This window comes from Brevundimonas sanguinis (assembly GCF_029636725.1).
Classification (GTDB): domain Bacteria; phylum Pseudomonadota; class Alphaproteobacteria; order Caulobacterales; family Caulobacteraceae; genus Brevundimonas; species Brevundimonas sanguinis.
Map to the genome: position 1 here is coordinate 31102 of NZ_CP116770.1, position 26881 is coordinate 57982.

A 26881-nucleotide genomic window follows, 5' to 3' on the forward strand; every position below is an offset into this window, starting at 1 on the left:
CAGATACGCTGGGGGCCAGGCAGGCTGGTGGCGAGACAGGCCAAGCCCCGCCTCGCCCGGCCCTCCCCACCCGGTCGCTGCGCGACCACCCTCCCCGGGACGGGGAGGGAGAAACGCTGCGCCTGTCTAACTTCCTACAAAGTGGGGCAGGGAAGATTGACCTTCCGGCCCGCCTCTGGCGTCTTCCCCTGATGAACGACGCCGCTTCCCTCCCCGTGGTCATCGTCGGCGGCGGGTTCTCCGGCGCCATGCTGGCTGCACGCCTGGCCGAACTGGGCCAGGCCTCGGTCCTGATCGAGCGCGGCGAACAGGTCGGCCCCGGCGTCGCCTATTCCACGCCGCTTGACGACCACCGGCTGAACGTCCGCGCCGAGCGGATGAGCGCCCGCCCCGACCGGCCCACCGACTTCACCGACTGGCTGGCGCTCCACGCCCCCGCCTACGCCGATCCGAACGGCTTCGCCCCGCGCCGCCTCTACGGCCTCTATGTGCAGGCCCGCCTGGCCGAGGCCGAGGCCGCCCATCCCGGCCTGATCCGTCGTGTGAAGGGCGAGGCCGTCCGCATCGACGGCGAGACCGTCATCCTCGCCGACGGCGCCCGCATCCGGGGCCGCGCCGTGGTCCTGGCCACCGGCAATCCCGCCCCGCGCCCGGTCGCGCCCGGAGCAGGCCCGCGCCGCCTCGCCGATCCGTGGGCGCCCGGCGCCCTGGCGGCCGTCGGCGCCGAGGATTCCGTCCTGATCCTCGGCTCCGGCCTGACCATGGTCGACGTGGCGCTGGCGCTCCAGGCCCAGGGCTGGCGCGGCCGGGCGACGGTGGTGTCGCGCCGGGGCCTGCTGCCGCGCGCCCACGGTCCCCATCACGACGCCCCGATCGACCTGCCGCCCGACGCGCTCGAAGGCGCCTTATCCCTGCGCTTGGCCTCGGCGCGGCGGCTGGCGCGCGCGCACGGCTGGCGCCGCGTCATGGAGGGCTATCGCCCCGTCACCGCCCAGCTGTGGCGGACGGCGACGACGGCCGAGCGCGCCCGCTTCCTGCGCCACCTGCGGCCCTGGTGGGACGTCCACCGCCACCGCATCGCCCCCGAGATCGCCGCCGCCCTGGACGCCCTGATCGCCTCGGGCCGCCTGGCGGTCGTGGCCGGGCGCGTGCAGGAGGTCGAGGCGGGCGACCATGGCCCCGCCCTGAGCATCCGCACGCGCAAGGGCGAGGATCAGCGCCTGACGGCCGACTGGCTGATCGACTGCACCGGCCCCGGCCATGACGCCGCCCGCGCGCCCCTGACCGCCGCCCTGATCGCTGAGGGCCGCGCCCGCCTCGATCCCACCGGCCTGGGCCTCGACCTCGACGCCGAGGGGCGCGTGATCCACGCCGACGGCGCCGCCGATCCTGGCCCGTTCATGCTCGGCCCGCCCGCCCGCGCCGCCTTCTGGGAGACCGTCGCCGTGCCGGACATCCGCCAGCGCATCGAGGCCCTCGCCCGCGTCCTGACGGCCTGATCCCCGCCGGCCGCCTTGCGGTCGAAATTTCCAAGGCGCGGCGCCTCTCCTCCATGACTTAGCGTCTGGCGGGCCTTTTCCGGGTCGGCTATCACCGGCGCAGGAGAGGAAACATAATAATGAACCGCCACCGCACGCGCGTCCTCGGCGACCGCACCCTCGCGCCCGAAACCCTGATGATGGGCTACGGCTATGATCCGGCCCTGTCGGAGGGCGCGATCAAGGCGCCGCTGTTCCAGGCCTCGACCTTCGTCTTCAAATCGGCCGAGGACGGCAAGCGTTTCTTCGAGGTCGCCTATGGCCTGCGCCAGCGCGATCCGGACGAGGCGCTGGGCCTGATCTATTCGCGCATCAACAACCCGAACCTCGAAATTCTCGAAGACCGCCTCGCCGTCTGGGACAAGGCCGACAAGGCCCTGGTCTTCTCCAGCGGCATGGCCGCGATCTCGACCGCCATGCTGGCCCTGGTGCGGCCCGGCGACGTCATCGTCTATACGGCCCCGGCCTATGGCGGCACCGAATACCTGTTCGACCGCATCCTGCCCCGCTACGGCGTCAAGGCGATCAGCGTCCCCGCCGCCGAGGGCGCCGACGCCCTGGCCGCGGCCATGATCGCGGCGGCCGACCAGGCCAAGACCACCGGCGGACGCCTGGCCGCCGTCTATCTAGAGACCCCCGCCAATCCGACGAACCAGTTGGTCGACATCGCCCGCGCGGTCGCCGCCGCCAAGGCGCTGGATCAGGCCGAACCGCCGGTCATCGCCGTCGACAACACCTTCCTGGGTCCCCTGTGGCAGAGCCCGCTGGAACTCGGCGCCGACCTCGTCCTCTATTCCCTGACCAAATACGTCGGCGGCCACTCGGACCTGATCGCGGGCGGCTGCATGGGCGGGGCGGACCTCATGGCCCGCGTCGGCGAGATGCGGACCATCTGCGGCACCACCGCCGACCCGCACACCGCCTGGCTGCTGCTGCGCAGTCTGGAGACCCTGCACATCCGCATGGAGCGCGCGCAGGACACCGCCCTGATCCTGGCCGAACGCCTGCGCGCCGATCCGCGCGTCAGCGCCGTCCTGACGGCGGGCGGCCCGGACGCCTCGCCCGAACAGCAGGCGATCTTCGAGGCCCAGTGCAAGGGCGCCGGCTCGACCTTCTCGCTGGAGCTTCCGGGCGGCGAGACCGAGGCCTTCCGCATGCTGAACGCGCTTCGCCTGTTCAAACTGGCCGTCAGCCTGGGCGGCGCCGAGAGCCTGGCCTCCCACCCCTCCAGCATGACCCATTCGGACTACACGCCAGAAGCCAAGGCGCGCAGCGGCATCGGCGACAATCTTGTGCGTCTGTCGGTCGGGATCGAGAACGTCGAGGACCTGTGGGCCGACCTGGATCAGGCCCTGTCCCCCATCTGACGGCGCAAGCGGCGGGCGATCAGCCCGCCGCCTTCACCGCCTCGGCGACCTCGTTGACCACGCGCTTGACCAGGGCCTCGTCATCGCCCTCGGCCATGACGCGGATCAGCTTTTCCGTGCCCGAGGGGCGGACCAGCAGGCGGCCCGCGCCGTTCAGGGCGGCTTCCGCCTCGGCCATCGCCGCCTTGACCTTCTCGTCCTCCAGCGGCTTGCCGGCCGTGTAGCGGACGTTCTGCAGCAGTTGCGGAACCGGCTCGAACTGGCGCGCCAGCTCGCTCATCGGCGCGCCCGCCTCGACCAGGACGGCCAGCACCTGCAGCGCGGCCATCAGGCCGTCGCCCGTCGTGGCATGGTCCTTCAGGATGATGTGCCCCGACTGTTCGCCGCCGATGTTGAAGCCGCCCTCGCGCATCCGCTCCATGACGTAGCGATCGCCGACCTTGGTGCGCTCCAGCGTCAGCCCCTCGGCCTTCAGGCGGCGCTCCAGTCCCAGGTTGGACATGACGGTGGCGACGAGGCCCTTGCCGTTCAGCCGCCCGCGCTTGGCCCAGTCCAGACCGATCAGAGCCATGATCTGGTCGCCGTCGACCACATGGCCCTTCTCGTCGCAGATGATCACCCGGTCGGCGTCGCCGTCCAAGGCGATGCCGATGTCGCAGCGATAGCGCTTGACTGCTTCCGACACGGTCTCGGGATGGGTCGAGCCGCACTCGGCGTTGATGTTCAGACCGTTCGGCTCCACCCCGACGGGGAAGACCTCGGCGCCCAGCTCATAAAGGGTCGTCGGGGCCACGCGATAGCCGGCGCCGTTGGCGCAGTCGATGGCGATGCGCAGGCCCTTCAGGCTCAGCCGCTTGGGGAAGGCCTGTTTGGCGATTTCGATATAGCGGGGCGGCGCGTCGTCGATCCGCTTGACCCGGCCCAGCTTGTTCGAGGGCGCCAGGTCCTGATCCAGGGCCTCGTCCATCATGGCTTCGATCTTCAGCTCGATCTCGTCCGACAGCTTGTAGCCGTCCGGCCCGAACAGCTTGATGCCGTTGTCGGCGTAGTCGTTGTGCGAGGCCGAGATCATGATGCCCAGATCCGCGCGCATCGAGCGGGTCATCATCGCCACGCCCGGCGTCGGCAGGGGGCCGAAGGTGCGCACGTCCATGCCGACCGAGGCCAGGCCCGCCACCAGCGCCGGCTCGATCATATAGCCCGACAGGCGCGTGTCCTTGCCGATCACCACCAGATGGCGACGGTCGTCGTCGGTGCGGAACAGCCGCCCGGCGGCCAGGCCGACGCGCAGGGCCACCTCGGCCGTCATCGGATGGGTGTTGGCCCGGCCGCGAATGCCATCGGTGCCGAAGTATTTTCTCTCGCCCAAGAGGCCGTCCTTCGCTGGCGGCCCCGGAGTTTGCAAAGAAACCTTCCGAAACCCATTTTTTGATGTCGCCGCCCCCGCGATTTCCTAGAGCTGAGATCCAGGGCGGAGGCTGAACCCTCTCGCTTACCTCAATTTCGCGGCGCGGCGCAAAAAGCGGCGGCTGCCTGCCCATCGGAGCAGACCTCATGTGCGGCATCATCGGCGTCACCGGAACCGGCCCCGTCGTCTCTCGCCTGATCGACAGCCTGAAGCGGCTTGAGTATCGCGGCTACGATTCCGCCGGCATCGCCGTCCAGTCCGAGGGCCGCATCGAGCGCCGCCGCGCCAAGGGCAAGATCCGCGAGCTGGAGGCCGTGCTGGCCGCCGAGCCGGTCGCCGGAACCGTCGGCATCGGCCACACCCGCTGGGCCACCCACGGCGCGCCGACCACCAGCAACGCCCACCCGCACAAGGCCGGGCGCGTCTGCCTGGTCCACAACGGCATCATCGAAAACTTCGCCGAGCTGAAGGCCGAAATGGAGGCCGAGGGCCGCGTCTTCGAAAGCCAGACCGACACCGAGGTCGTCGCCCACCTGCTGGACCACAAGCTGGCCGCCGGCATGGCGCCGCTGGACGCCTTCAAGGCCACCCTGGACCGTCTGACCGGCGCCTACGCCCTGGCCGTGCTGATCGAGGGCGAGGACGAGCTGATCCTGGGCGCGCGTCGCGGCAGCCCCCTGGTCGTCGGCTGGGGCGAAGGCGAGATGTACCTGGGCTCGGACGCCCTGGCGGTCGGCCCCTTCACCCAGAAGATCTCCTATCTGGAAGAGGGCGATTTCGTCGCCGTGACCCGCACCGGCGCGCGCATGTTCGACGCCTCGGGCCGCCCGGCTGACCGCGCCGTGGTCCAGGTCTCGGCCTCCTCGGCCCTGGTCGAGAAGGGCGAATACCGCCACTTCATGGAAAAGGAGATCCACGAACAGCCCGACAGCGTCCAGCACACCCTGTCGGAATACCTGGACCTGGTCTCCGGCAAGGCCAAGGTTCAGGCCGTGGACTTCGCCGCCCTGGGCCGCATCCAGATCGTCGCCTGCGGCACCGCCTTCTACGCCGCCCAGATCGGCCGATACGCCTTTGAGAAGTACGCCGGCCTGCCCTGCGACGTCGAGATCGCCTCTGAGTTCCGCTACCGCGACCCGGCCCTGTCGCCCGGCACGCTCGCCGTCGCCGTCAGCCAGTCGGGCGAGACCGCCGACACCCTGGCGGGCCTGAAATGGTGCAAGGCGCAGGGGATGAAGACCGCCGCCGTCGTCAACGTCCACACCTCCTCCATGGCGCGCGAGGCGGACGTGCTGTGGCCCACCCACGCCGGGCCCGAGATCGGCGTCGCCTCGACCAAGGCCTTCACCGCCCAGGTCGCCGCCCTGCTGTCGCTGGCCGTCGCGGCGGGCGTGGCGCGCGGCAAGATCGACGCCGTTCAGGAGGCCGAACTGGTCAAGGCCCTGTTCGAGGCCCCGCGCCTGATCGCCGAGGCCCTGCAGATGGACGCGGGCATCCACGCCCTGACGCTCGACCTGGCCAAGGCGCGCGACGTCCTGTTCCTGGGGCGCGGCCCGATGTTCCCGCTGGCCATGGAAGGCGCGCTGAAGCTGAAGGAGATCAGCTACATCCACGCCGAGGGCTATGCGGCGGGCGAGCTCAAGCACGGCCCCATCGCCCTGATCGACGAGGCCACCCCGACCGTCGCCCTGGCCCCGCTGGACGACCTGTTCGAGAAGACCGCCTCCAACCTGCAGGAAGTCGCCGCGCGCGGCGGCCCGGTCATCATGATCACGCCCGAGACGGCGCCGGCCCTGCACGGCGCGGGCGTCCGCCGCGTCCACGCCCCGGACTGCCCGGCCCTGATCGCGCCCCTGGTCTACGCCGTGCCGATGCAGCTGCTCGCCTACTATACCGCCGTCCAGAAGGGCACCGACGTCGACCAGCCGCGCAACCTGGCCAAGTCGGTGACGGTGGAATAGGCGAACCCGATCGGCCCGGGGGCGTTTGGAAGCTTCACAAATTGCGCCTATGACAGGCGCCCCAAGGCTGATCAGGACGATCCATGACGACCTCCCCCGCCCGCCTTCGCCCAGCCCCTCTGCGCAAGGCGGTCCTGCCCGTGGCCGGTCTCGGCACGCGGGTTCTGCCCGGCACCAAGACCACGCCCAAGGAGCTGCTGAACGTCGTCGACCGGCCGATCCTCTCCTATATCGTGGAAGAGGCGCGCGAGGCGGGGATCGAGCACATCGTCTTCGTCACCGGCCGCGCCAAACAGGCGATCGAGGACTATTTCGACCACCAGATCGAACTTGAGGCCCAGCTCCTGGCCAAGGGCAAGACCGAGATCCTGGCGACCATGAACGCCGAGCTGGCCCAGGCCGGCGAGATGAGCTTCACCCGCCAGATGCAGCCCAAGGGCCTCGGCCACGCCGTTTGGTGCGCCCGCGACATCATCGGGCCGGAGCCGTTCGCCGTCATCCTGCCCGACGTGATCGTGGATTCGCAGCCCGGCGCGCTGAAGCAGCTGGCCCAGCTCTACGCCGAAGTCGGCGGCAACGTCATCGGCGTCGAGGCCGTGCCCGAGGCCGACACCCACAAATACGGCATCATCGATCCCGCCTCCCACGACGGCCGCCGCTACGGCATGAAGGGCATGGTCGAAAAGCCCGCCCAGGGCACGGCCCCGTCGAACATGTCGATCTCGGGCCGCTACATCCTGCAGCCGGAAATCTTCGACCTGCTGGAGACGCAGGAGCGCGGCGCGGGCGGCGAGATTCAGCTGACCGACGCCATGGCCCGGCTGATGCAGTCGCAGACCTTCACCGCCTATGAGTATGAGGGCGTGACCCACGACTGCGGCGACAAGATCGGCCTGCTGCGCGCCAACGTCGCCCTGGCCCTAAAGCGCCCCGACCTGGGCGACGCCGCCCGCGCCGCGATTGAGGGCCTGCTGTAAATTCCCTTCTCCCCTTGTGGGAGAAGGTGGCAGGCGAAGCCTGACGGATGAGGGGTGGCGACGGCGCGTTTGCAAACCTACCGCTAGTGTTCCGCCTCGTCGTCTAAAGGTCGCGCTCACACCCCTCATCCGAGCGCCTCCGGCGCCCACCTTCTCCCACAAGGGGAGAAGGACGAACGACGCCTGCACGTCAGGCTTTGAAAACCTCTTTTATTTCAAGTTCCCGCCCTCTGCGTCCCCTGTTCAGTCCGCCTCATTATCCCATCGCCTCATGATCCCGTTTGCGCCGGACCAATCCCTCCGATTTCAGACGATTCAGACGAATTGGACTCTGTTTTTTCGTCCTGCGTCGCTTTAGCCGCTCCCCGCGCGCCACGCTTTCGCCCGCTCACGCGTTCGGCTAGGCAAGAGGGGACGTTGAAAACGAGGTTCGACCGATGCGCGTGATGATTCTGGGCGGCGACGGCTTCTGCGGCTGGCCCACGGCCCTGCACCTGTCGGCGCGCGGCTGGGAGGTGTTGATCGTCGACAACCTCAGCCGCCGCAACATCGACAATGAGCTGGAGATCCGCTCCCTGACCCCGATCCGCACCATGGGCGAGCGCATCGCCGCGTGGAAGGAGGTGTCGGGCCGCACCATCGATTTCGTCAATCTGACGGTCGGCAAGGAGTTCGACCGCCTGGTCGCCCTGATCAAGGATTGGGCGCCCGACAGCGTCGTCCATTTCGCCGAACAGCGCGCCGCCCCCTATTCGATGAAGTCGGCGCGGCACAAGATCTACACCGTCGACAACAATCTGAACGCCACAAACCACCTGCTGGCCGCCATCGTCGAAAGCGGCCGCGATGTCCACCTGGCCCACCTGGGGACCATGGGGGTCTACGGCTACACCACGGCGGGCCTGCGCATCCCCGAGGGCTATCTGAAGGTCACAGTCGACACCGACCACGGGCCGACCGAGCAGGAAATCCTGTTCCCGCCGAACCCCGGCAGCATCTATCACATGACCAAGACGCAGGACGCCCTGCTGTTCCAGTTCTACGCCAGGAACGATTCCCTGCGGATCACCGACCTGCACCAGGGCATCGTCTGGGGCGCCCAGACCGAGGAGACGAAGCAGGACGAGCGCCTGATCAACCGCTTCGACTACGACGGCGACTACGGCACGGTGCTCAATCGCTTCCTGATGCAGGGCGCGCTGGGCTATCCGCTGACGGTCCACGGCTCGGGCGGCCAGACGCGGGCCTTCATCCACATTCAGGATACGGTGCGCTGCGTCGAGCTGGCGCTGAACAACCCGCCCAAGCGCGGCGATCGGGTCAAGATCCTCAACCAGATGACCGAGAGCCGGCGCGTCCGCGATCTGGCCCGTATGGTGGCCGACATGACCGGCGCCCCGGTCCACAACGTCGCCAATCCGCGTCAGGAGGCCGACGAGAACGAGCTGGTCGTCGCCAACGATCAGTTCCGCGAGCTGGGGCTAAAGCCCATCACTTTGGCCGAGGGACTGATGGCCGATGTCACCGACATCGCCCGGCGCTACGCCGATCGCGCCGACCGCAGCAAGATTCCTTGCGTCACCGCCTGGAACGCCGGCCGCGCCGACGCCCTCCGCGACGAGGCTGAAACGGCCTTCGCCGCCGCCCCCGTCCGCATCCTGTCCGCCTGAGAAGCCGAAGCCTGATGACCGAACCCGCCGCCGCCCCGTCCCTGTTGGTCTTCGGCGGCGGCTATCTGGGACAGGCGGCGGGGCGCGAGGCCGTGCGGCGCGGCGGCCGGGCCTTCGCCACCTCGCGCGACCCCGACACCCGTCAGACGCTGGCGGCGCAGGGGATGACGCCGGTCGATCCGGCCGACGCCACGGCCCTGGGCGCGGCGCTCGCCGCCGCGCAGGCCGTGCTGATCACCACGCCGCCGGACGCCCATGGCTGCCCGGCCCTGCGCGCCCTGACGCCTCTGGCGGGCGACGCCTGGCCCGACTGGATCGGCTACGCCTCCTCCACCGCCGTCTACGGCGACCGGGCGGGCGGCTGGGCCTTCGAGGGCGATCCGCTGAACGCCGCCACGCTGGAAGGCGCCCGCCGCGCGCGGGTCGAGCGCGACTGGCTGGACGGAGCCCAGGGCATGGGGCTGACGCTGCAGGTCTTCCGCCTGCCCGGCTTCTACGGTCCCGGCCGCAGCGTCATCGACCGCCTGCGCGCCGGAACCGCGCGCCTGGTGAAAAAGCCCGGCCAGGTGTTCAACCGCATTCACGTGGACGACATCGTCTCGGGCCTGTTCGCCTCCATGGCCCGACCGCGCCCCGGCGGCGTCTACAATCTGACCGACGACGAACCGACCTCAGCCGACGTCGTCACCGCCTGGGCCGCCGAGCGCCTGGGCCTGCCGCGTCCGCCCGAAGTCGACTGGACGGCACCCGAAGTCAGCGAGGCCATGCGCCGCTTCTACCTGGACTCCAAGCGCGTCTCCAACGCCCGCGCCAAGGCCGAACTGGGCTGGCGCCCCCGCTATCCCTCCTACCGCGAAGGGCTGGAGGCAATCCTCGCCGAGGAACAGTCCTGACACACAAAAGGCGCGCCGACCGAAATCGACGCGCCTCCTCTTTCGCTCAAGCCGCGAGGGTCCGCGACCCGAGCATAGCGTCCCTTAGAAAGGCAATATGTTGCGCTGGCGGCTGTAGCTCATGGTGCCGACGTTGGCGCCCAGACGCACGCCGACGCCGGTGCGGATCGGAGCCAGGACGATGCCGTCGGCGCGCTGATAGTTCACGCCGAGACCCGCGATCAGATAGGCCGAGCCCTCAACGCCCGGATAGCGGCGATAGAGCATGTCGGGGTGATACAGGCCGTAGACCAGGGTGAAGACCCGGCTGGCGTTGCCCCCCCAGTCCCAGCCGATGGAGGCGCCTTGCCAGAACACCTCCTGCGAGGCCGACAGGTCCTTCATGTGCAGGGCACCGCGACCGTAACGCAGGCCGGCCACGACGGCGCCGGCGCCTTCTTCGCCCGCGATATAGGCGGTCGGGCGGTCGCCCTGTTCGGCGAAGATGCGCTCGATGGCGCCGCCCACGGCCTCGGCCGCGATGCCCAGCTCGCGCGACCCGGCGGCGACCAGCTCGTCGAAGGTATAGGCCTGGGCGTTGTTGTCGGAGGCGATCGGATAGTTGGGATCGGCCGGCGGGCGGCTGGCGCAGGCGCCCAGGCCGGCGGGCAGGGCGCCGGCGGCGGCGAGGCCGAGGCTGGTGCGGATCAGTTGGCGGCGGTGCATGGTCGAGGCTCCCGGCTAAGGACGGTCCGCCCGTCGTCGCGGGCTTGGCCTACCGTCCGTGCCTTTTACGGCAGCCTTGGGGCTTTAAGGTTAACCAAAGATTGCTTGGCCGCAGAAGTTCCGGCGGCCCGAGCTCCAGGCCGCCGGATTTATCTGTCTTCAGGCGCGCAGCGTTCCGCCCGCCTTGGCGGCGGCGCCCTTCACCTTGGCCATCAGGGCCTCGATCTCTGCTTCGGCCAGGGTCGCGGCGCGAGGCTGGATCTCGACCTCGATGGCCACCGACTTCTGGCCTTCCGGCACGCCCTGGCCGCGATAGACGTCGAACACGCGGACATCGGCGATCAGCGCCTTGTCAGCGCCCGCCACGGCGCGGGTCAGGTCGCCCACGGCCTTGGCCTCGTCCATCAGGAAGGCGAAGTCGCGGGTCAGGGGCATCAGGTTTGGCAGGTCCGCCGCGCCGCGCGCCTTGCCGCCCTTGCCGCGCGGTTCCGGCACGGAATCAAGCACGATCTCGAACGCCAGCATGGGGCCGTCGGCGTCCAGCGCCTTCAGCACGCGCGGGTGCAGGGCGCCGAACTCGACGATGACGTTCTTGGGTCCCAGTTGCAGCCGGGCCGACCGGCCCGGGTGCCACCAGTCGCGGTTCGACCCTTGCGCCAGCTGCAGGGAGCCGACCGGCGCGCCGATCTCCTCCAGCACGGCCAGCAGGTCGCCCTTCAGCGCGAACAGGGGGTCTTCCCCCGCTCCGCCCCAGTGCCGGTCGGCGTGCGGCGCGACCAACCCGGCGATGACCGTGCGCTGGCCGTTCGGCTGATCGTCCAGATAGATGGGGCCGATCTCGAACAGGGCGACGTCGGCGTGGCCGCGCGCGGCGTTGCGCGCCGCCGCCTGGATCAGGTTCGGCAAGGCCGAAGGCCGCATGCAGTCCAGATCGGCCGCGATGGGGTTTTCCAGCACCAGACGCTCGTCGCCGCCGCCGAACAGGGCCGCGATCGACTGCTTGGTGAAGGACCAGGTGACGGCCTCGGCATAGCCCAGAGCCGCCAGGGCGCGGCGGGCCGTGCGCACGCGCGCCTGACGCGGGCTGAGCACCCCGCCCGGGGCCGGGGCGACGGGCGGCAGGGGCGTGTCGGGCAGGGCGGCGTAGCCCTCGATGCGGGCGACCTCTTCGACCAGATCGGCCGGGCCTTCGACGTCGCGGCGCCAGGACGGCGGCGTCACCGACCAGGGCGAGCCGCGCATGACGGTGAAGCCCAGGGCGAACAGGATCTCGAAGATCCGGTCGTCGCTGAGGTCCATGCCCGACAGGCGCTTCACATAGGACGGATCAAAGGCGAAGGCGGCCGGGGCGGCCGGAGTCTGTCCCGCCACCGTGACCGTCGACGGCTCGCCGCCGCACAGGTCGAGGATCAGCTGCGTCGCCAGTTCCAGCCCTGGCACGACCGAGGCCGTGTCCACGCCGCGCGCAAAGCGGTACTGGGCGTCCGAGTTGATCCCCAGCGAGCGCCCGGTCTGGGCTGTGGCTATGGGGTCGAACCAGGCGCTTTCGACAAAGACGTCGACCGTCTCGTCCGAACAGCCGGTCGAGACGCCGCCCATGACGCCGCCCAGGCCGATGGCGCGCTGGCCCCCGGCGTCGGCGATGACGCAGTCGGCGGCGCCCGGCGCATAGGTCTTGCCGTCCAGCGCCTCGATCTGGTCGGGCTCGCCGCGGCCCGCGCGCACCACGATCTGGTCGCCCGACAGGCTCGCCAGGTCATAGACGTGCAGCGGCCGCGCGCGGTCGTAGGAAATCAGGTTGGTGATGTCGACGAGGCGGTTGATCGGACGCAGGCCGATGGCCGTCAGCCGCTGTTGCAGCCACTCCGGCGACGGGCCGTTCCGCACGCCCCGGATCACGCGACCGGCGAAGACCGGGCACAGTTCGGGCGCCTCCAGCGTCACCGAGACGGGACTGTCGAAAGCCCCGGCGACCGGCGCGATCTCCGGCGTCGTCAGCTTGCCGAGCCCGGCGGCGGCCAGGTCACGGGCGATGCCCGCCACGCCGAGCCAGTCGGGACGGTTCGGCGTCACCTCGAAGTCGATGACCGGCTCGGCACCGAAGACGCCCGCAGCAGGCGCGCCGACCTGCAGGTCGTCCGACAGTTCAAGGATGCCGTCGCTGTCGTCCGCCAGTTCCAGCTCGGCGGCCGAACACAGCATGCCGTTGGACACCACGCCGCGCACCGGCTTCTCGACCAGGGTCACGCCCAGACCCGGCACATAGGCGCCGATGGGGGCGTAGATGGTGGTCAGCCCAGCCCGCGCATTGGGCGCCCCGCAGACGATCTCCTTCAGGCCGTCCACGGTCTCGACCTGACAGACCTGCAGGCGGTCGGCGTTCGGATGACGCTCGGCCGAAACGATGCGCGCGACCGTGAAGGGGGCCAGGGCGGCGATGGGGTCGTGGACCTCCTCGACCTCCAGCCCGGCCATGGTCATGGCCTCGGCGACCTGATCGACCTGCGCCTCGGTATCGAGGTGGGCCTTCAGCCAGGAAAGCGTGAACTTCATTGCGCCGATCCTGCCTGGGACAGCGCCGCTACCATATTGTCGAGGAACTCCGACGGGCCGGTGAAGCCGACGCCCAGGAAGTTGCAGTTGATGAACTGGCAGTTCTTGAACGGGATCGGGCCGGTGACGCGCTGCGGACCCATCGGCGTCAGCATCAGGTTGCGCGGATCGCCCTTGGCGTCGCCCATGTTGCAGCCGTCGAAATTGCAGCCTTCCAGCGGCAGCAGGACGGCCGGCCCTTCCATCAGACAGTTCTCAAAGCGACGGTTCTCGATGACGGGCAGGCCGGCGCGCGCCGTCTCCATGAACAGCTGGGGCAGCCACACGTTCTTGCCGACATAGGTGGGGCCGGGGCCGAGCGCTTCGAGGGTGATGGGGGTGTCAGTCATGAGAATCTTTCAAAGAACACTGAAGGGGGCGAGCGGCGCCGCTCCCGGCGCCCGCAGGCGTCACCCCTTGGCTTGCGCCTCGGCGCGGGCGCTCAACAGGCCCTGCTCCAGTTCGTCCAGCGCCTCCTTGGCGCCGGTGAAGGCCACCTGCACGAAACGGCAGCGCACGAAGCGGCAGTAGGACATGCCGATCGCCCCGGCGATCATCGAGCCGCGCGGGTCCAGCAACAGGGTGCGCGGGTCCTCGGCCACGCCCATGTTGCAGCCGTCGAAGGTGGTGCCGTTCATAATCGCCATCACCGCCGGGCCTTCGATCAGGCATTCGGTGAAGGTCTTGCCGTCGATGACGACCTGTCCGGCGTTCATGTGCTGGACGGCCAGCGACGGCAGCCAGACGGCTTCCTTCTCAAACGTGGTGCGGGCGACGATCTCGCGGCCCAGTTTTTCTTCGGGCGACATCTCGGTCTGGTCGGTCATGGGCGTGTTCCAGTTCAGCTGAGGCCCGACGCCGGATTCGGCGCGGCGAAGGCGGAGAAGCCGTAGTGCGCCAGCCAGCGCGTATCGGCCTCGAACATGGGGCGCAGGTCCGGCACCCCGTATTTCAGCATGGCCAGGCGGTCGACGCCCATGCCGAAGGCGAAGCCCTGATACTCGTCCGGGTCGATGCCGCAGTTGCGCAGCACGTTCGGGTGCACCATCCCGCAGCCCAGAATCTCCAGCCAGTCCTCGCCCTCGTTCAGGGTCAGCTTGCCGCCCGAGCGGTCGCAGCGGATGTCCATCTCGGCCGAGGGCTCGGTGAAGGGGAAGTGGTGCGGGCGGAAACGGGCATGCACGTCGTCCAGCTCGAAGAAGCGGGCGATGAAGGTCTCCAGCGTCGTTTTCAGGTGGCCCATGTGGATATCGCGGTCGATCACCAGGCCTTCGATCTGGTGGAACATCGGCGTGTGGGTCGCGTCGCTGTCCTTACGGAAGGTGCGGCCGGGCGCGATGATGCGGATCGGCGGCTTCTGCGACATCATGGTGCGGACCTGCACCGGGCTGGTGTGGGTGCGCAGCACCTTGCGCTCGCCTGTTTCCGGGTCGGGCCTCAGGAAGAAGGTGTCGTGCATCTCCCGCGCCGGATGCTTGGGCGGGAAGTTCAGGGCCGTGAAGTTGTGGAAGTCGTCCTCGATGTCCGGCCCCTCGGCGACCGAGAAGCCCATGTCGGCGAAGACGGCGACCATCTCGTCCATGACCTGCATGGTCGGATGCACCCCGCCCTTGCGGCGCGGGCGGCTGGGCAGGGTCAGGTCGACGCGTTCGGCCAGCAGGCGGGCGTCCAGTTCGGCAGCCTCCAGCTCGGCCTTACGGGCGCTCAGGGCCGACGACACCCGGTCGCGCAGGCCGTTGATGACGGGGCCGCGCTCGCGGCGCTCATCAGGGCTCAGCGCCCCCATGCCTTTCAGCAGGCCCGAGATCGAGCCGGACTTGCCGAGGGCGGCGACGCGGATGTCCTCCAGACCCGCCACGCTCTCGGCCGAGCCGATGGCGTTGATGAGGTCCAGTTCCAGTTGAGCGAGATCGGTCATGCAGGTCGTCTAGCCGTTAGGATCGAAAGCAAAAAGCCCCCCGGCGCGAACCGGAGGGCTTTTGCTTCATCCCATGTGGGAGAAAGTTTTAGGCGAGGGCCGCGCGAACCTTGTCGGCGATGCCCTTGAAGCCGGCTTCATCAGCGGCGATGGCGGCCAGGACCTTGCGGTCCAGTTCGATGCCCGCCTTGTTCAGGCCGTGCATGAACTGCGAGTAGGTGAAGCCTTCGGTGCGGGCCGCAGCGTTGATGCGCTGGATCCACAGGGCGCGGAACGAGCGCTTCTTGTTGCGACGGTCGCGGTAGGCGTACTGACCGGCGCGATCCACCGCGGCCTTGGCGGCGCGGATGGTGTTCTTGCGGCGGCCGTAGAAGCCCTTGGCCTGCTTCAGGATCTTCTTGTGCTTGGCGTGGGCGGTGACGCCCCGGGTGACGCGAGCCATTGTAAATTTCCCTTCGGGAAGCCTCTGACGTTCGCCGCGCGGCGGCTCACTGCATGAGAGGCTTTAGTTCAAATTCTATGCGGTTGAGAGATCGTGTCTGCGTGCGCCGATCAGGCGTACGGCATGTAGGACTTGATCTTCTTGGCGTCGGCGTCGGCCATGACCGAAGTGCCGCGGTTCTGGCGGATGTACTTCGAGTTGTGGCTGATCAGGCGGTGGCGCTTGCCGGCCACGCCAGCCTTGACCTTGCCCGTCGCGGTGAATTTGAAGCGCTTCTTGGCGCCCGACTTCGTCTTCAGCTTCGGCATTTTCACTCTCTTTATTGAGGGGTCTACCGCCCTTCGGGCTACTTGAGCCCCAAGGTCAGATGACCGATTTAAGACCGCCCAGGCATGCCTGTTCGCCCGGCGGTCCGGTACGCGAAGGCGCGGCTTTTACGCCAAGAGCCGCGCAGAGGCAAGAAGAGTCCGCGCTGGCCTTGTCACGCCCGGGCCGAACGACGGCGCACGGCGCGCCCGGCGTTGATCGCCATGGCCGCTGCGGGAAGGGTCAGGGCGGCGCCGACCAGGAAGGGCCAGTCCGGCCCGACCGCCGAATACAGCACCCCGGCGACGATGGGGCCGACGATCCGCGCCATCGAGCCCGCCGCCATGTTCAGCCCCAGCATGGCGCCTTGCCGGTCCGGCGGCGACGAACGGCTGATCAGAGCCGAGATGTTGGGCATGGCCAGCGACATGCCGCATGCGCCGATCCCCATGATGACCGGAATGATCCAGCCGGCGACCAGCGGGAGGCTGAACAGGCCCAGGTCGATCCGCCCCGCCGGGAACCAGGCGACCGGCGCGGCCACCTGAAGCACCAACGACAGGCCGAACAGCAGCATCCCGGCCGCCAGCACCCGCGCCTCGCCGAAGCGCCGCGCCAGCCGCCCGGCCACCAGTCCCTGGTTCACCGCCGAGATCAGCCCCACGATCATGAAGCTGAGCCCCACCTCGCGCGCCGTCCAGGCGTAGCGCTGCTCGGCCCACAGGCCGAAGGCGGCCTCCATCGCCGAAAAGCCCGCCAGATAGATCAGGCTGACCACCAGGACGCGCGAAATCACCTCATCGGTGCGGGCGAAGCTGACGCCCGACAGGAAGGCCGGACGCGGCGCCGCCGGATCCGTCCGCGTGCGGCTCTCGCGCAGGAAGAACATCACGCCCAGCGCCGCCAGCACGGCAGCGCCCGAGGCGGCGAAGATCGGCAGTTGATAGCCGACATGGCCCATCTGCGGCTGGACCAGCAGTCCGCCCAGGCCTGGCCCGACGATGAAGCCCAGACCAAAGGCGGCGCCGATCATCCCCATGCGTCCGGCCCGGCGCTCGGGCGGGGTGACATCGGCGATATAACCCTGGACCGTCGAGATATTGCCCGCGCCCAGCCCAGTGAACAGCCGCACCAGGATCGCCGCCCAGATGGTCGGCGCAAACGCCAGCAACAGATAGCCCAGGGCGTTGGCCGCCAAGGTGACCAGCAGCACCGGCTTGCGCCCGATCCGGTCCGACAGCCGCCCCCAGAAGGGCTCGGCGAAGAACTGACCCAGGGAATAGGCCGAGAACATCAGAGTGATCTGCCACGGCTCGGCCTGCAGGCTCTGGGCGAAGAACGGCAGCAGGGGCACCACCAGGCCGAACCCGACCAGATTGATGAAGACCACCGCGAACAGAACCGCCAGGGTCGGAGCGCCCCCGCCGGGAGCCTTGATCGTCTGCGCCGTCATTCGTGTTTTTCCCGCCGGATAGTAAGACGCCCCGGCCGCAAGGCCGGGGCGTCCATAGTCTTGTCGTTCAGTGCGCGATCAGCGCGGCGCCAGGATCATGATCATTTGGCGGCCTTCCATCTTGGGATGGAACTCGACCTTGGCCTCTTCCTCGAAATCGGCCTGGACCTTGTGCATCAGCTTCATGCCCAGTTCGGGGTGGGCCATTTCGCGGCCCCGGAAGCGGATGGTCACCTTGACCTTGTCGCCGTCGTCGAAGAAGCGATGCATGGCCTTGGCCTTCACATCGTAATCGTGGCTGTCGATGTTCGGGCGGAGCTTGATTTCCTTCAGCTCGACGACCTTCTGACGCTTGCGCGCCTCAGCCTTCTTTTTCTGTTCTTGGAAACGATGCTTGCCGTAGTCGAGAATCTTGCACACCGGCGTTTCGGCGTTGGCGACGATCTGAACCAGGTCCAGGCCAGCCTCTTCGGCGGCCTCAAGCGCGGCGGACAAAGGCATGACGCCCTGTTTTTCCCCATTCTGGTCGATGAGCAGAACGCGGGCGGCGCGGATATCCTGGTTGATGGGCGGCCCGTCCTTTACGGGCGGCGCTTGCATGGGACGGCGAATGGGCGTCGTTTCCTTATGTGATCAGAAGATAGGCGAAATGAGCGGACGAAGGCGGACGGCGCCAGGCGCCATTCTCTTCGAGCGCCGCGAATATGGCGATAGAAGGCCCGGATTTCAAGGCTTCTCGGGGTTAAACCCGTTCGCGACATAGGCGTCGTGCAGCGCCAGCACCCCATCGAACACATGACCGACGCTCAGGTCCTCGATCGGGGCGAACTGGCCGCGCGTCTCGTTCGAGGCCACGGTGCGCGTCTTCGGCCCCCAGGGTCCATAGAGCCACCACTCGGTCGGACCGAACAGGCCCAGCGTCGGCCGCCCCAGCGCCGCCGAGACATGCATCAGGCCGCTGTCGTTGCCGACAAACAGGGTCGCCCGGTCGATGGCGGCGGCCGAGCACAGGATGTCGCCCTTGCCCACGCAGTCGATGCCGCGCGGTCCCGCCGCCTCCAGCGCCGGGGTGGCGGGCGGTCGGTCGCCGGGGCCGCCGACCGGCATGAAGCGCCAACCGTCAAAGCGCGGCTCGGCCTTCAGCTTCTCCACCAGCTGGCCCCAGCGCTCGGCGGGCCACGACTTGCCGGGCTGGTGCGCGATGGGGGCGAGCGCGATGATCGGGCCGGGGCCGGCGCCGCCTGCCAGCTGCGGGTCGATGACGGCGGCCGCCTCGGCGCGCGCCTGATCGTCAAGAAAGATTTCCGGGTCCAGCGGCGTCGCCGAGCCCATCAGGCGCGACACCATCTCGACCTTGCGCAGGCCGGTCTCCCAGCGACGGGTGTAGACGATGCGCCGCTTGGCCGGGATCAGCCAGGCGAGGGCCGAGCCGCGGATGTCCACGACCATGTCCCACTGCGTGCCGCGCACCTGTTTCCACAGATCGAGCCAGTGTCCGGCGGCCTTCTTCTTGTCGAGGATGATGACGCGCTCGACGTTCGGGGCCGAACGGAAGAAGGGCGCGGGCGGCCGGCCGCAGGCGACGGTGATCTGAACCCCCGGCAGCTGGCGCGCGATCTCGCGGATCACGCCCGAGGAGATGACGCAGTCGCCGATCCGGTTGGAGCTGACGAACAGGGCTTTGGGAGCAGACAAGCGGGCGCCTCGCGGCCTCTGTGAACAATCGTCGTCTCTGCTAAAGCCATTCCGCGAGGAATGACAGTCCGAGGAGTTTCCATGTCCGACTTCGACACGCTGGCCCGCCCCGACGGCGAGACCCTGGCCTATAAGGCGGTCACGGGCGACGGCCCGACGGTCATCTGGATCGGCGGCTTCCGCTCGGACATGGAGGGAACCAAGGCCCTGGCGCTGGACGCCGCCGCCCGCGAGCGCGGCTGGAACTACGTCCGCTACGACCACTTCGCCCACGGCGCATCAAGCGGCGACTGGAAACAGGCCGCCATCGGCCGCTGGCGCGAGGACGCGATCGCCCTGATCGACAGTCTTGAGGGGCCGGTGATCCCGGTCGGCTCGTCCATGGGCGGCTGGGTGGCGCTGTTGGCGACGCTGGCGAGGCCGCAGCGGGTCAAGGGGGTGGTGCTGGTCAACCCGGCGCAGGACTTCACCGAAAAGCTGATGTGGCCGGGGCTGGCCGACCACGAACGCCAGGCCATCCTGCGCGACGGCGAGACGGTCATCACAGAAGAAGGCCTCGGCTCCTACGTCCTGACCCGGCGGATGTTCGAGGAGGCCCGCGACTGGCTGCTGCTGGACGGGCGCATCGACATCACCGCCCCGGTGCACGTGCTGCAGGGCCGCGCCGACGACGTCGTGCCATGGCGCCATCAGGTCGAGCTGGCCGAACGCCTCAGCGGCGGCGACCTGCGGCTCGACCTCATCGAAGGCGGCGACCACCGCCTGTCGAGCCCGGCGGAGCTGGAGCGGTTGGTCGACGCGGTGGAGGCGATGCGGGGCTGATTTCCTCCCCATGAAATGGGGAGGAGAAAGGCCTCAGCCGATCACAGAATAAACCGGCTGAGATCCACGTTCTTGGCCAGATCGCCGACCTTCTCGCGCACCTTGTCGCCGTCGAAGGTCAGGGTCTGGCCGGACAGGTCCGACGCCTTGAAGCTGGTCTCTTCCAGCACCCGCTCCATCACCGTCTGAAGACGGCGCGCGCCGATGTTCTCGACGGTGGAGTTGGCGGCTACGGCGGCGTCGGCCATGGCCTCCACGGCATCGTCGGTGAAGACCAGCTCGACCCCTTCGGTCGCCAGCAGGGCCTGGTTCTGACGGATCAGATTGGCCTCGGGCTCGGTCAGGATGCGCTTGAAGTCGTCGCGGGTCAGGGCCTTCAGCTCGACCCGGATCGGCAGGCGGCCCTGAAGTTCCGGCAGCAGGTCCGACGGCTTGGCGACGTGGAAAGCGCCGGAGGCGATGAACAGCACATGGTCGGTCTTCACCGGCCCGTATTTGGTCGAGACGGTCGTGCCCTCGATCAGGGGCAGCAGGTCGCGCTGCACCCCTTCGCGCGACACGTCGGCGCCGCCGCCGCGATCCTGACGCGCAGCGACCTTGTCGATCTCATCCAGGAAGACGATGCCTTCGTTCTCGGCCAGCAGCAGGGCCTCCTTGGTCAGGCTCTCCTGATCCAGCAGCTTGTCGCTCTCCTCGGTGACGAGGGGAGTCAGGGCGTCCTTGACGGCCAGCTTGACCGTCTTGGTGCGGGCGCCGCCCATCTTGCCCAGCATCTCCGACAGGTTCAGCAGGCCGACGTTGCCGCCGCCCGGCACGTCCAACCCCTGCAGCGGCGAGGCGGTGTCGGCCAAGGCGATCTCGATCTCCTTGTCGTCCAGTTCCCCCGCGCGCAGCTTCTTGCGGAAGGCTTCGCGCGTGGCGGGCTGGGAGCCAGGCCCGACCAGGGCGTCGAGGATGCGCTCCTCAGCCATCCCCTCGGCCCTGGCCTTGACGCCCGAGCGGCGCTTGTCGCGCACCATGACGAGCGCGCTTTCCACCAGATCGCGCATGATCTGGTCGACGTCGCGGCCGACGTAGCCGACCTCGGTGAACTTGGTCGCCTCGACCTTGAGGAAGGGCGAGCCGGCCAGCCGCGCCAGACGCCGGGCGATCTCGGTCTTGCCCACGCCCGTCGGGCCGATCATCAGGATATTCTTGGGCGTGACCTCGTCACGCAGGTCGTCGGGCACGCGCTTGCGGCGCCAGCGGTTGCGCAGCGCCACGGCCACGGCGCGCTTGGCGTCGTCCTGACCGACGATGAAGCGGTCCAGTTCAGAGACGATTTCGCGGGGAGAAAGGTCGGTCATGGTTCAGACGGTCCAGAAATACGCACATCAGGCGCTCAAGCAGCAAGCCGCCGCGCGGCGAGCGACAGCGCCCTACAGACTTTCAATGGTCAGATTGCCGTTGGTGTAGACGCAGATGTCGGCGGCGATCTTCATGGCCTTGCGGGCGATCTGCTCCGCGTCCAGCTCGCTGTTCTCGTCGATCAGGGCGCGGGCGGCGGCCAAGGCATAGTTGCCGCCCGAGCCGACGGCGGCCACGCCGTATTCCGGCTCCAGCACGTCGCCGACGCCGGTGACAGTGAGTATCTGGGATTTGTCGGCGACCAGCAGCATGGCCTCCAGCCGGCGCAGATAGCGGTCGGTGCGCCAGTCCTTGGCCAGCTCGACGCAGGCCCGCGCCAACTGGTCCGGATACTGCTCCAGCTTGGCCTCCAGCCGCTCGATCAGGGTCAGGGCGTCGGCCGTGGCCCCGGCGAAGCCCGCCAGCACCTTGCCGTTCGCCAAAGCCCGCACCTTGCGCGCCGCGCCCTTGACGATGGTCGGTCCCATCGAGACCTGGCCGTCGCCGGCGATGACGGTGCGGCCGTTCTTGCGCACCGCCAAGATGGTGGTGCCGTGCCAGTCGGGAAAGTTCGAAGCGGTCGTGTTCATGGCGGGTCAGATGGCGAGGAACCGGCGTCGCCGCAAGACGGCCCGGCGCCGCAGAGAACCGCTCGCCATGCTCATGGCTCCGCTTGCCTCTGGCGCGCCCGCGTGACAGGAGCCCCTCCCCGCACGCGATCACCTGAGTCCGTCTTGCCCCTGCACCGCGCCATCTACGTCAGCGACGCCGTCGGCGACGCCGCGACGAGCCTGCTGGTTCTCGCCGAAATTCTCGGCGCCTCGATCAGAAACAATCGCCGGGACCGCGTCACGGGGGTGCTGATGCGCCACGACGGCCGCTTCCTTCAGGCCATCGAAGGACGCCGCGCCGATGTGGACAGGCTGATGGACCGGCTGCGCGCCGACCCGCGCCATGAGAACATCCGCCTGCTGTCGGACCAGAACACCACAGTGCGCCTGTTCGAGGAGTGGCCGATGACGCTGGTTGAGATGCCTCGTCCCGTCTGGCCGCACATAAGCCGCCCCTCCCTGGATCAGTTGAGCGCGGCCCAGGCCGAGGCCTTGCTGGTCACGGCGTCGCAGGTCCTGGCGCTTCCCGCCTGACGCATCGGCCGGACTGCGCTAGACAGTCCGGCGTGACCCAGCCTTCCGCCCCCGCCGCCCCGGTTCGCTTTTCCGACGAAGAGGTCGAGCGTTACGCCCGCCAGCTGGTGCTGTCCGAGATCGGCGGCCCCGGCCAGCAGGCGCTGAAGCGCGCCCGCGTGCTGATCGTCGGCATGGGCGGAGTGGGCAACCCGGCCGCCCTCTATCTGGCCGCCGCGGGGGTCGGGACGCTAGGGCTGATCGACGACGATACGGTGGCCCTGTCGAACCTGCAGCGCCAGATCGCCTTCACTGCCGACGACCCCGATCGCGCCAAGGTCGAGGCGGGCGCCGAACGCCTCAACGCCCTGAACCCGCACGTCACGGTCCGGACCTTCAACCAGCGCGTCACGCCCGACAGCGCGGCGGCCCTGATGCAGGACTTCGACCTGGCGCTGGACGGCACGGACGACTTCGAGACCCGTCTGGCCGTCAACGCCGCCTGCGTGGCGGCGGGCAAGCCGCTGGTGTCGGGCGCCCTGGGCCGCTGGTCGGGCCAGGTGTCGGTGTTCGAGGGGCGTCCGTGCTATCAGTGCCTGGTGTCCGAGGTTCCGCCCGACGCCGAGACCTGCGCCCGCGTCGGCGTGGTCGGCGCCCTGGCGGGCGTCATCGGGGCGATGGCGGCGCTGGAGGCGATCAAGCTAATCACCGGGGCGGGCGAACCGCTGACCGGCCGCCTGATGCTCTATGACGGGCTGGCCGGAACCAGCCGGGTGGCGAAGATCGCCGCCGACCCCGCCTGCCCGGTGTGCGGGTCAGGTCACGCCTAAACACTGGTCCTGAGCGAATATCTGAGTTGAGTTGGACCTGCGTCCAACTCAACCGATTTCGCTCTAGAGCATCGCCGGGATGACCCGATCCGGCGGGCGGTGGCCGTTCTGATAGGTCATGATGTTGGCGATGACGCGGTCGCCCATGTCCTGGCGCGCCTCGATGGTGGCCGAGCCCAGGTGAGGCAGCAGCACCACGTTCGGACGGCCGATCAGGCCGGGGTGGACCTTCGGCTCGTGCTCGAACACGTCCAGACCGACGCCGAACAGGGCGCGGCGGTCCAGCGCCTCGACCAGGGCCGCCTCGTCGATCAGTTCGCCGCGCGCGGTGTTGACCACGATGGCGTGCGGCTGAAGCCGGGCCAGACGCTCGGCCGACAGAAGGTGGTGCGTCTCCTTCGTCGCCGGGCAGTTCAGCGAGATGACGTCCATCCGCGCCAGCATCTGGTCCAGATCGTCCCACCAGGTCGCGCCCAGCTCTTCGGCGATCATGTCCGGGACGGGTTTGCGGTTGTGATAGTGGACCTGCATGCCGAAGGCCTTGGCGCGGCGGGCCAGGGCCTGACCGATGCGGCCCATGCCGACGATGCCCAGACGCTTGCCCCACAGTTTGCGGCCGCACATCCAGGTCGGGCTCCAGCCCTCGAAGCGCCCGGCCTCGACGACGGCGGCGCCCTCGACGATGCGGCGGCTCACCGCCAGGATCAGACTCATGCCCAGATCGGCCGTGTCCTCGGTCAGGACGCCGGGCGTGTTGGTGACGATGATCCCGCGCCCGACGGCGGCGTCGATGTCGATATGGTCCACGCCCGCGCCGAAGTTGGCGATCATCTTCAGCTGCTCGCCCGCGCCTGCGATCAGTTCGGCGTCCAGCTGGTCGGTGATGGTCGGCGCCAGCACCTCGGCCCGCTGCAGGGCGGCGGCCAGTTCGTCGCGCGACATCGGCCGGTCGGTCAGGTTCAGCTCGGCGTCGAAAAGTTCGCGCATCCGCGTCTCAACGGCGTCAGGCAGGCGTCTGGTTAATACGACCTTAAGCTTGCGAGCGGACATAGGGGACCTGGGTTTTCCACGGGCGGCGCCCGTTCGGAACGGGTCGATATTCGGTGTCTAGCAAAGCTGCGGTCAGGAACAAAAGGGCGCCTCGCGTCGCGGCCCTCGCCGCTGTCCTGGTGACCGGCGTTCTGCTGTCGGCGGGCGCCACCATGCCGGACGGCCGCCCCACCCCGACCGGGCTGGAGGTGCCGCGCTGGGTGACGCTGAAATCCTCGCAGGTGCGGGCGCGTCAGGGGCCGGGCCTCGACTACCGCATTCTGTGGGAATACCGCGCCGCCGGCCTGCCGGTGCAGGTGATCGCCGAGACGCGCGAGTGGCGAAAGATCTGCGACCCCGACGGCTCCGTGGCCTGGATCCACCGCACCGTCGCCTCGGGCCGCCGCAGCGTGTTCAACCGCTCGGACGAGCCTGTGCCCATCCGATCTAGCCGGTCGGAAACCGCCTCGGTCCGCGCCCTGCTGTCGCCGCACGCCCTGGTGTCGCTGGACGAGTGCGAGGACGGCTGGTGCCGCGTGCGGGCGCGCAAGCTGCGCGGCTGGGTGCGGCAAAGGGCCGTCTTCGGCGCCCAGGAACGCGCCCTGTGCAACGCCGCCCGCCCCGCCGGAACCGGCCGCAGCTCCTGATCCCCATATCCACGGCACGGTTGAGCGCGGCCTTCGGGTCGTGTAACCCGCCAGCAACACCTTTCGGAGCTGATCAATCTTGAGCCAGTCGTCGCAATATCCGTCGTCGTTCGATCACGAAGGCCTGCTGGCCTCGGGCCGGGGCGAGCTGTTCGGTCCGGGCAACGCCCAGCTGCCGGCGCCGCCGATGCTGATGTTCGACCGCATCAAGACCATCACGGCCGACGGCGGCGACTACGGCAAGGGCTATGTCGAGGCCGAACTCGACATCAACCCCGACCTCTGGTTCTTCCAGTGCCACTTCATCGGCGATCCGGTCATGCCGGGCTGCCTGGGCCTGGACGCCATGTGGCAGCTGGTCGGCTTCTACCTGGGCTGGATCGGCGGCCCCGGCAAGGGTCGGGCGCTGGGCGTCGGCGAGGTGAAGTTCACCGGCCAGGTGACCCCCGACATCAAGAAGGTGGTCTATAAGGTCCACCTGAAGCGCGTCATCAACCGCAAGCTGGTCATGGGCATCGCCGACGGCGTGCTCGAAGCGGACGGCGAGGTCATCTATACTTGCGCCGATATGCGCGTCGGCCTGTTCGGCGGCGCGGCTCCGGTGGAACCGAGCGCCGCCTGACCCCACTTGATGGACAGCCGCGGCCTACGCGGCGTCCGCAGACTTTGTAGGATTGGAAACACCATGCGGCGTGTCGTCGTCACCGGACTGGGCATCGTCTCCTCCATCGGCACCGGCCAAGACGAGGTCGCGGCCTCGCTGCGCAACGCCAAGTCGGGCGTCCAGCACGCCGCCGACCACGCCAAATACGGCTTCCGCTCCCAGGTCTGGGCGCCGCCCGCCCTGGGTCATACGGCCGAGGACTGGGCGCCGCTGGTGGACCGCCGCGCCGCCCGCTTCCTGGCCAACGGGACGGCCTGGGCGCACATCGCCTTTGAAGAGGCTCTGAAAGACAGCGGCCTGAGCGCCGACGAGATCAAGGACGAGCGCATCGGCCTGATCGTCGGCGAGGGCGGCCCCTCGACCCAGGTCATCCTGCAGGCGGCCCAGACGACCGTCGAAAAGGGCTCGCCCAAGCGCGTCGGCCCGTTCGCCGTGCCCAAGGCGATGGCGTCCGGCCCCTCGGCCGTGCTGGCCACCTGGTTCGAGCTGAAGGGCATCAACTATTCGATCAGCTCGGCCTGCGCGACCAGCGCCCACTGCATCGGCGCGGCCGCCGAGCAGATCGCCTGGGGCAAGCAGGACGTGGTCTTCGCCGGCGGCTGCGAAGACATCGACTGGTCCATGTCGAACATGTTCGACGCCATGGGCGCCATGTCCTCCAACTTCAACGACACGCCCGCCAAGGCCAGCCGCGCCTATGACACGACCCGCGACGGCTTCGTCATCGCCGGCGGCGCCGGCATCGTCGTGCTGGAGGAATACGAACGCGCCGTGGCGCGCGGCGCGACCATCTACGCCGAAGTCACCGGCTATGGCGCCAACTCGGACGGCTACGACATGGTGGCTCCGTCGGGCGAAGGCGCCGAGCGCTGCATGAAGATCGCGCTGGAAATGGCTGGCAATCCGAAGATCGACTATCTGAACCCGCACGGCACCTCCACGCCGGTCGGCGACAGCAAGGAGATGGGCGCGGTCCGCAACGTCTTCGGCGACGACCTGCCAATGATCTCCTCGACCAAGTCGCTGACGGGCCACTCCCTGGGCGCAGCGGGCGCGCAGGAGGCCATCTACTGCCTGCTGATGATGAAGCACGGCTTTGCGGCCGAGAGCGCCCACATCGAAAACCTGGACCCTGAGTTCGAGGGCATGCCGATCCTGCGTCAGCGCCACGACGGCGAGCTGAAGCACGTCATGTCCAACAGCTTCGGCTTCGGCGGGACCAACGCCTCGCTGATCCTGTCCAAGGTCTGATTTTCACCGATCAGAAAAATCTGAAGCGACACGAAAACGCCCCCATTCGGTCCTTCGTCCGCCCGGAAGGGCGCTCACAAAAGCAGCATCGGCCCGTCGGAGCCTGGAGAAGTCCCGGATCCTGAACAGCCCCCCCAGCCCCCCGGATTTTTCCGCGTAAAGGGCCTCGGCGGGTCGATGCTTCCTCCAAGCGACGCCCGCGC

The 26881-nt window shown here is 68.8% G+C and carries 26 protein-coding genes; 12 read left to right on the forward strand and 14 right to left on the reverse strand.

Features of this window, described 5'->3' with window-relative positions:
* Positions 1 to 191 precede the first annotated feature (191 nt).
* Positions 192 to 1499, forward strand: a complete 1308-nt coding sequence (locus tag PIB44_RS00140) for an FAD/NAD(P)-binding protein (RefSeq protein ID WP_278070020.1) — start codon at positions 192 to 194, stop codon at positions 1497 to 1499.
* 119 nt (positions 1500 to 1618) lie between these two features.
* Complete coding sequence (locus PIB44_RS00145; RefSeq protein WP_278070021.1) at positions 1619 to 2905, forward strand: cystathionine gamma-synthase family protein; 1287 nt, start codon at positions 1619 to 1621, stop codon at positions 2903 to 2905.
* Positions 2906 to 2924: 19 nt separating this feature from the next.
* On the opposite strand, the gene glmM is transcribed toward PIB44_RS00145, so the two are convergent.
* On the reverse strand, positions 2925 to 4274 hold the full coding sequence (gene glmM, locus PIB44_RS00150; RefSeq protein ID WP_278070022.1) for a phosphoglucosamine mutase: 1350 nt from the start codon (positions 4272 to 4274) through the stop codon (positions 2925 to 2927).
* A gap of 185 nt (positions 4275 to 4459) precedes the next feature.
* On the opposite strand from glmM, the gene glmS reads away from it, so the two are divergent.
* The 4 genes from glmS (at position 4460) to PIB44_RS00170 (ending at position 9814) form a co-directional block, all read left to right on the forward strand.
* Positions 4460 to 6274 (forward strand): glutamine--fructose-6-phosphate transaminase (isomerizing), encoded by a 1815-nt coding sequence (glmS, locus tag PIB44_RS00155; RefSeq protein WP_278070023.1) that lies wholly within the window; start codon positions 4460 to 4462, stop codon positions 6272 to 6274.
* Positions 6275 to 6357: 83 nt separating this feature from the next.
* Positions 6358 to 7251, forward strand: a complete 894-nt coding sequence (galU, locus tag PIB44_RS00160; protein ID WP_227157340.1) for a UTP--glucose-1-phosphate uridylyltransferase GalU — start codon at positions 6358 to 6360, stop codon at positions 7249 to 7251.
* A gap of 437 nt (positions 7252 to 7688) precedes the next feature.
* Positions 7689 to 8921, forward strand: coding sequence for an NAD-dependent epimerase/dehydratase family protein (locus tag PIB44_RS00165; RefSeq protein WP_278070024.1), 1233 nt, complete (start codon positions 7689 to 7691; stop codon positions 8919 to 8921).
* A gap of 14 nt (positions 8922 to 8935) precedes the next feature.
* Positions 8936 to 9814 (forward strand): Rossmann-fold NAD(P)-binding domain-containing protein, encoded by an 879-nt coding sequence (locus PIB44_RS00170; RefSeq protein WP_278070025.1) that lies wholly within the window; start codon positions 8936 to 8938, stop codon positions 9812 to 9814.
* 84 nt (positions 9815 to 9898) lie between these two features.
* Here the strand turns inward: PIB44_RS00170 and PIB44_RS00175 are convergent, their stop codons facing one another.
* The 10 genes from PIB44_RS00175 to PIB44_RS00220 form a co-directional block, all read right to left on the reverse strand.
* Positions 9899 to 10519 carry a DUF1134 domain-containing protein gene (locus tag PIB44_RS00175; protein WP_025976284.1) on the reverse strand — a complete coding sequence of 207 codons (621 nt, stop codon included), beginning with the start codon at positions 10517 to 10519 and terminating at the stop codon, positions 9899 to 9901.
* A gap of 159 nt (positions 10520 to 10678) precedes the next feature.
* Complete coding sequence (gene pheT, locus PIB44_RS00180) at positions 10679 to 13072, reverse strand: phenylalanine--tRNA ligase subunit beta (protein ID WP_278070026.1); 2394 nt, start codon at positions 13070 to 13072, stop codon at positions 10679 to 10681.
* Positions 13069 to 13461 (reverse strand): hypothetical protein, encoded by a 393-nt coding sequence (locus PIB44_RS00185; protein WP_278070027.1) that lies wholly within the window; start codon positions 13459 to 13461, stop codon positions 13069 to 13071. Before PIB44_RS00185 ends, pheT begins: the two co-directional genes overlap by 4 nt.
* Before the next feature lie 60 nt (positions 13462 to 13521).
* Positions 13522 to 13938 carry a hypothetical protein gene (locus tag PIB44_RS00190; protein ID WP_278070028.1) on the reverse strand — a complete coding sequence of 139 codons (417 nt, stop codon included), beginning with the start codon at positions 13936 to 13938 and terminating at the stop codon, positions 13522 to 13524.
* A 14-nt stretch (positions 13939 to 13952) separates the two neighbouring features.
* Complete coding sequence (pheS, locus tag PIB44_RS00195) at positions 13953 to 15029, reverse strand: phenylalanine--tRNA ligase subunit alpha (RefSeq protein WP_134581850.1); 1077 nt, start codon at positions 15027 to 15029, stop codon at positions 13953 to 13955.
* Between the two features lie 88 nt (positions 15030 to 15117).
* Positions 15118 to 15471: a 50S ribosomal protein L20 gene (rplT, locus tag PIB44_RS00200; protein WP_025976289.1), complete on the reverse strand. Its 354-nt coding sequence runs from the start codon at positions 15469 to 15471 to the stop codon at positions 15118 to 15120.
* Between the two features lie 110 nt (positions 15472 to 15581).
* Positions 15582 to 15779, reverse strand: coding sequence for a 50S ribosomal protein L35 (gene rpmI, locus PIB44_RS00205; protein ID WP_003166435.1), 198 nt, complete (start codon positions 15777 to 15779; stop codon positions 15582 to 15584).
* 173 nt (positions 15780 to 15952) lie between these two features.
* Positions 15953 to 17230, reverse strand: coding sequence for an MFS transporter (locus PIB44_RS00210; protein WP_025976290.1), 1278 nt, complete (start codon positions 17228 to 17230; stop codon positions 15953 to 15955).
* Between the two features lie 78 nt (positions 17231 to 17308).
* Positions 17309 to 17830: a translation initiation factor IF-3 gene (gene infC / locus PIB44_RS00215; protein WP_025976291.1), complete on the reverse strand. Its 522-nt coding sequence runs from the start codon at positions 17828 to 17830 to the stop codon at positions 17309 to 17311.
* 126 nt (positions 17831 to 17956) lie between these two features.
* On the reverse strand, positions 17957 to 18925 hold the full coding sequence (locus PIB44_RS00220; RefSeq protein WP_278070029.1) for a glycosyltransferase family 9 protein: 969 nt from the start codon (positions 18923 to 18925) through the stop codon (positions 17957 to 17959).
* 81 nt (positions 18926 to 19006) lie between these two features.
* Between PIB44_RS00220 and PIB44_RS00225 the strand changes: the two genes are divergently transcribed.
* Positions 19007 to 19747, forward strand: a complete 741-nt coding sequence (locus PIB44_RS00225; RefSeq protein ID WP_278070030.1) for an alpha/beta fold hydrolase — start codon at positions 19007 to 19009, stop codon at positions 19745 to 19747.
* Between the two features lie 41 nt (positions 19748 to 19788).
* Here PIB44_RS00225 and hslU read toward each other — a convergent pair whose 3' ends face one another.
* Positions 19789 to 21093 carry an ATP-dependent protease ATPase subunit HslU gene (gene hslU, locus PIB44_RS00230; protein ID WP_025976294.1) on the reverse strand — a complete coding sequence of 435 codons (1305 nt, stop codon included), beginning with the start codon at positions 21091 to 21093 and terminating at the stop codon, positions 19789 to 19791.
* 72 nt (positions 21094 to 21165) lie between these two features.
* A complete protein-coding gene (gene hslV / locus PIB44_RS00235; protein WP_278070031.1) occupies positions 21166 to 21723 on the reverse strand; it encodes an ATP-dependent protease subunit HslV in 558 nt (185 codons plus the stop codon).
* Between the two features lie 144 nt (positions 21724 to 21867).
* Between hslV and PIB44_RS00240 the strand changes: the two genes are divergently transcribed.
* Together PIB44_RS00240 and PIB44_RS00245 are read left to right on the forward strand one after the other, a co-directional pair.
* On the forward strand, positions 21868 to 22278 hold the full coding sequence (locus tag PIB44_RS00240; protein WP_025976296.1) for a BLUF domain-containing protein: 411 nt from the start codon (positions 21868 to 21870) through the stop codon (positions 22276 to 22278).
* Positions 22279 to 22310: 32 nt separating this feature from the next.
* Entirely contained in the window at positions 22311 to 23087 is a 777-nt protein-coding gene (locus tag PIB44_RS00245; protein ID WP_253122235.1) for a HesA/MoeB/ThiF family protein, read from the forward strand.
* Between the two features lie 63 nt (positions 23088 to 23150).
* Here PIB44_RS00245 and PIB44_RS00250 read toward each other — a convergent pair whose 3' ends face one another.
* A complete protein-coding gene (locus PIB44_RS00250; RefSeq protein ID WP_025976298.1) occupies positions 23151 to 24137 on the reverse strand; it encodes a 2-hydroxyacid dehydrogenase in 987 nt (328 codons plus the stop codon).
* Positions 24138 to 24256: 119 nt separating this feature from the next.
* Between PIB44_RS00250 and PIB44_RS00255 the strand changes: the two genes are divergently transcribed.
* The 3 genes from PIB44_RS00255 to fabB all read left to right on the forward strand — a co-directional run bounded on the left by PIB44_RS00255 (position 24257) and on the right by fabB (position 26678).
* The gene (locus PIB44_RS00255) at positions 24257 to 24763 is read left to right on the forward strand and encodes an SH3 domain-containing protein (protein WP_278070032.1); all 507 of its coding nucleotides are present in this window, start codon (positions 24257 to 24259) and stop codon (positions 24761 to 24763) included.
* Between the two features lie 79 nt (positions 24764 to 24842).
* Positions 24843 to 25385: a 3-hydroxyacyl-[acyl-carrier-protein] dehydratase FabA gene (fabA, locus tag PIB44_RS00260; RefSeq protein WP_134581859.1), complete on the forward strand. Its 543-nt coding sequence runs from the start codon at positions 24843 to 24845 to the stop codon at positions 25383 to 25385.
* Positions 25386 to 25448: 63 nt separating this feature from the next.
* Positions 25449 to 26678, forward strand: coding sequence for a beta-ketoacyl-ACP synthase I (fabB, locus tag PIB44_RS00265; protein WP_278070033.1), 1230 nt, complete (start codon positions 25449 to 25451; stop codon positions 26676 to 26678).
* Positions 26679 to 26881 lie beyond the last annotated feature (203 nt).